The 4,990-nt window shown below is 59.6% G+C and carries 4 protein-coding genes; 2 read left to right on the top strand and 2 right to left on the bottom strand.

The features are described from left to right. Together H5U38_12345 and H5U38_12340 are read right to left on the bottom strand one after the other, a co-directional pair. A partial coding sequence (locus tag H5U38_12345) for a hypothetical protein (GenBank protein ID MBC7187814.1) occupies positions 1-648 on the bottom strand: 648 nt, incomplete at its 3' end. Positions 649-751: 103 nt separating this feature from the next. Then, positions 752-1,369 carry a DUF4398 domain-containing protein gene (locus tag H5U38_12340; GenBank protein ID MBC7187813.1) on the bottom strand — a complete coding sequence of 206 codons (618 nt, stop codon included), beginning with the start codon at positions 1,367-1,369 and terminating at the stop codon, positions 752-754. A 495-nt stretch (positions 1,370-1,864) separates the two neighbouring features. On the opposite strand from H5U38_12340, the gene H5U38_12335 reads away from it, so the two are divergent. Next, complete coding sequence (locus tag H5U38_12335; protein MBC7187812.1) at positions 1,865-3,421, top strand: PAS domain-containing protein; 1,557 nt, start codon at positions 1,865-1,867, stop codon at positions 3,419-3,421. Next, positions 3,414-4,772 (top strand): sigma-54-dependent Fis family transcriptional regulator, encoded by a 1,359-nt coding sequence (locus tag H5U38_12330; GenBank protein MBC7187811.1) that lies wholly within the window; start codon positions 3,414-3,416, stop codon positions 4,770-4,772. Before H5U38_12335 ends, H5U38_12330 begins: the two co-directional genes overlap by 8 nt. The last annotated feature ends 218 nt before the right edge of the window (positions 4,773-4,990 follow it).

Here is a 4,990-nt window from a genome sequence, read left to right as displayed (position 1 = left end):
CTTGGCGAAGTAGGCGCGTACGGTGTTGGCCGACCCATTGCCCGCCAGGCTGATGGCTGCCCTCGCCTCACGAAGGCGCTCTGCCGCGCGCAGCAAGTCCCCACGGCGCGCGGCGGCTTGGGCCTCCAGGAGGAGGAGCTCACTGCGTACTGCCCGCTCCCGGTAAGTCCGGCTTCCGGGCAAGTCTCTGAAATGCGCCCGATATTCGTCGATCTCGCGCTGGGCTGCGGTAGCTGCGGTGCGCGCGTGTTCCGCGAGCGAATCCCTGGCGGCAAGTGCCCGGGTCTGGGCCTGGAGCGCGAGAGTGTGCGTGCGCTGGGCTAGGCGTGCCGCCGTGCTAAAGTCCCGCCTGAAGAACCAGCGTCGCCGCTGCTCCCGAAAAGCGCGCACGGTGTACTCCCACGAATCCTCTGCCTCCTGCCAGAGCTTGGGGGCATAGGTCGGTGCGTCGGCGTGGCGAGCAGCGCTCAGCGCCATACGCGCTTGGTCAAGCAGCAGCAGGGGCGGCTTGGGCCTGGCGAACCACAAGCCGAAATAGACGGCTACCGTACATACACAGGAGATGAGGGCTGCCAGCACCCAGCGCCTGTCCGGGTGGGGCAGGGCCTGCCACGTGGTGCGAAAGCGGTCCTGGATAGGGTGCATCATGCGTAGACGAGATTCCGAGTTGATTGGGCGCAAAAAGGCCTCGTTCCGCAAAGCGAGGGTCCCCTGGGTTAACGGAACGAGGCCTCAGACTACAGGGCAAAAACTACTTCTTCTTGGTGAGCGCAGCCTTCTTGCTAATGACTTCCTGCAGCTCGTTGACCAGGGCGTTCGCCTTGTCCATCGCGGCTTTTGCCTTGTCACGCGCGGTCAGGTAATCGCCCTTCTCCATCGCCGCATTCGCCTCGGCAATGGTGTTGTCCACCACGCCCAGATCGCTCTTGATCAGTTCCAGCGCCTGACGGCCTTCTTTGCCCCGCGGGGCCTTGTTGAACAGCTTCTTGGCCTGTGCGATGGCGTCGGTGGCCTGCTGGATAAGGCCGGTTGCCTCGTTCTTCACCTCTTCCTTCTTCACTGCGGCTGCCTGCGCGGCCTCCTTGGCCTTCTCTTCGGCTACCTGCAGCAGGTGCTCGGCAACGCCATACTTGCGGAAGAGCGCAAACTTGCCATTCTGCTTCTCGATCTCGGCCAGGGCAGCGTTCAAAGAGTCATTGGCGGCAGCGTACTGCTGTGGTACATAGCGATCCGCCTCTGCTGCCTTGGCAGCCTGGACCGCGGCCTTCACCGCGTCGATGCGCGCCTGATCAGGAGCCTTCGCGCAGCCGGCGACGAGCGCCAGCGCGGCAACAACTGCGACCAGTGACAACACGATTCTGCTTCTCATGTCTCAACACTCCTTTCGTCTGATTCGACATCACAGCACTGATGACCACTCACTCCCCCAACTTCCGTTTATGCCGGAAAAAACGCCCTCGCTTTCCCTCCCAGGACGCATTTTCCCCTTTACATTGAGCTTATTTTTTCGTACCTTTGCCACCGCCGGAAAAGATACGCAAGCCGACAACATAGTCACAAAGAGCGTGCCAACTGTTCACGCGCCAGTCTTAACCACTTTGCAGCACAAGTGGTTAACCAGGGGCGCGGCGCGCGGTTGCCGTCGTCTTCTTCGGAGTGTCCTTATCAGAATGAAAAAGACGACCGCAAGAACGCCAAAGAAGACTTTCAAACTGATAAACGCTGCTGCGCCCACAGGGTTCCCGTGGCTCGGTAGAAAATATTTTGCGGGCTAAGCGGGACACGGCATTAGGCGGCATTGCGGAGCGCAATAGACTGGAGGACGAGATTTCCGCTCGTGCCAGGCGGCAAAGGGCGGGAGACTATGGCTACACTGAGTGAGATCATCCACGGGCACGTGGAGACACTGGTGGAGAGTGCCACCGAAACGCTGATGACTTCCCGCTGGGGCGTGGATCTGGACTTGCCCAGCGAACTGTACACCAAGATCTTGGGGGGCATTTTCGCTCACCTTGAGCGGGACCTTCGCGGGGAGAGCCGGCAGGTTCCTGGATACCAGCTCACCAAATACTATCTGCGCGAGTTCCAGTCCAACCCTCGTCTCAAGCACAATTTTCACGCACAACTCGCCATTCTCGGGGCGGCGCGCATCGTGCTCAATCACTTCTTGGTCAACACCACTTTGGAAATGAGCGACGATTTTGAAGAGCAGTTTGCGCTGTTGCAACGGGCTTTCGACACGACGCTCATCTTCCTCAGCGAGTGGTGGGGAAAGGTCTACCAGGAACTGCGCGCCAAGGACCACCAGCTGATCAATGAGCTCAAGATCGTTAAGAACGACCTGCAGCGGCAGTTGGATGTCATCTATCAGATCATCAAGGAGTACCCGCTGGGAGTGGCCGACTGCGACGCAGACCTCCACGTGTTGCACTGGAACCCGATGGCCGCCCGGCTCACGGGCTTTGCCCCCGGCGACATCCTGAAGAAGAACATTCTCGAGCTCTTCCACGGACAGTCCCGAGAGGTTTTCTTGCGGGAGATTCGGTCGGAGCGCCGCCGTCGCCACAACCTGCAGCTCCGCATCTACCGTAAGGGTGGCGACTATTTTCCAGCGATGGTCTCCATTGCTCGCCTTCGGCAACCGTCCATCGGCAACGTCTACTACATCATTAGCTTTCAAGAGCTGGGCGAGCAGGTACGCTTTGCCTCGCGGATAAGGCAAATCGACCGGCTGACGGCTATCTCTCGGCTGACCAGCGCCATGATGCATGATATCCGCAACCCGTTGAACAACATCGGCCTGCACGTCGAGCTTTTGGAGCGCCTCTTGGAAAGTGGGCCCAATGGCGTGAACCCCGAGGTGAGCGAGCTCACGCGCAAGATCCAAGGGCAGATCCAGCAACTCAGCGACAGCCTCAACCACTATCTTGCCTACACCCATCTGGCCGACCTCAACATGGTGCCAGTGGAGCTGGTGGGTCTGGTTGATGGGTGGGTGCAGGATGCCGCTTACGAGGCAGCCTTGCGGAAAGTGCGGGTCCACTTCCGACGCCCGTCGTGGTCTTGCTGGGTGATGGCCGATTGGGTGCAGCTGCGCCGGGTTTTTGCCAACATCTTCACCAACGCCCTGCAAGTGCTCAACGGCCGCGGTGATGTTTGGATCACCATGCGGCGCCGCGGGAAAAGAGTGTTGGTGGCCATCCGCGATAACGGCCCCGGCATCGAGTCAGAGCACTTGAAGAGAGTGTTCGAGCCCTTTTTTACGACCAAGGAAAGTGGCGTGGGCCTGGGCCTGTTTGTGTCCAGAGAGATCGTTGCCGCCCATGGGGGACGCATTACCTGCAGCTCAAAGGTTGGTCAAGGGGCCCTGTTTTCGGTGAGCTTGCCGCAGGTGGAACAAGGAGAGGTCACCAGTGAGTGAGCTCAGCATTCTGATTATCGATGATGATGTCGAAGCGCTCCACGCCTTGCAGAAGGGATTGACCTCGCCGCGGTATCTCCTCAAGACCGCGACCTCCTTGCGGGGCGGCCTCAAGACACTTGAGAGCGAGGACGTGGACATTGTAGTGACCGACCTGAAGCTGAGGGACGGATCAGGGCTCGAGGTGGTCAATTACGTCCAGGAACATCGGCCCCAGGTTGCGGTCATCGTCATCACTGCCTATGGCTCGGTGGAGACCGCGGTGGCCTCCATCCGGAGCGGGGCCTACGACTACCTCGTCAAGCCGTTCCGCATGGCGGACCTTCAGCGGCTGCTTGACCGCCTTGGGGAGACGATACTCCTGCGCCGCGAGAACGAGCGCCTCCGCGAAAAGCTCGAGCTTTCTCAGGCCGTGCCCAAACTTGTCGCCGTCAGCCCGCGTTTCAAGCGTGTCGTAGAGTTGGCAAAGCAAGTTGCCCCCTCGCGCAGCACCATTCTCATCACGGGCGAAACCGGTACGGGCAAGGAGCTGGTGGCGGCCACCATTCACTACCACAGCCCAAGGGCCAGCAAACCTTTCGTCAAGATCAACTGTGGTGCCATCCCTGAGAACCTTCTCGAGGCGGAGTTGTTCGGGTACGAGCGGGGCGCTTTTACCGGCGCGGTGCGACAGAAGAAGGGGAAGATCGAGTTAGCCGACGGCGGCTCGCTCTTCTTAGATGAAATTGGCGAGATCACGCCGGCCATGCAAGTCAAGCTCCTCCGCTTCTTGCAGGATGGCGAGTTCGAGAGACTGGGGGGCACGGTCACCCTCAAAGTGGACGTGCGCATCATCGCTGCCACCAACGCCGACCTGGAAAAGAAGGTGGAGGAGGGTACGTTCCGTGAGGACCTCTACTATCGCCTCAACGTCATCGGCATTCACGTGCCCCCTCTGCGCGAGCGGCAGGAGGACATCCCTTTCTTGGTGCAGCACTTTATCGAGAAGTACAACCACCTCAATGGGAAGAACATCCAGGGTGTCGAGCCTGAGGTGATGAAACAGCTGCTGCGTCACCCGTGGCGCGGAAATGTCCGCGAGCTGGAGAACATGGTGGAAAGAGCGGTGGTGCTCTCGCAGGACAATTTGCTCCGCTCGTACCACTTCCCGGCGCTCGCCACCGACGCGGAGGGCTCCTCCCGCAACATGGGACTTGAGGTGGGGATGTCCTTTGCCGAAATCGAACGCGTGGCGCTACAAAAGACCTTGGAGTTCCACAACTACGACAAGCAGAAGGCTGCCCGCGTCCTGCAAATAGGCCTGGCCACTTTGTACCGGAAAATCAAAGAGTACAACCTCGAGAAGCAGTAGCGCTAAGAGGATCAAAGCTCACCGCGCCTTCGACAGAGTACCCAGAAGTTCTAAGCCTCCGCCGCTCTCCTTTTTTTCTCTCATTTTGATAGCCTGCCTGCGACGCGAACGCTCGCGATTTTCATTCTGAGAAACAGGCGCCCCACCGGTGGTCGCCAGGCCAGTAGCCCAGCTACCTAACCATCTTATAGAACAAATGCTTACCTGGCTCTCTTCAT

Source organism: Calditrichota bacterium (assembly GCA_014359355.1).
Taxonomy (GTDB): Bacteria; Zhuqueibacterota; Zhuqueibacteria; order JANLFK01; family Oleimicrobiaceae; genus Oleimicrobium.
Note: the sequence above shows the minus strand (reverse complement) of the source record. Positions and strands in the feature narration are given on the sequence as shown.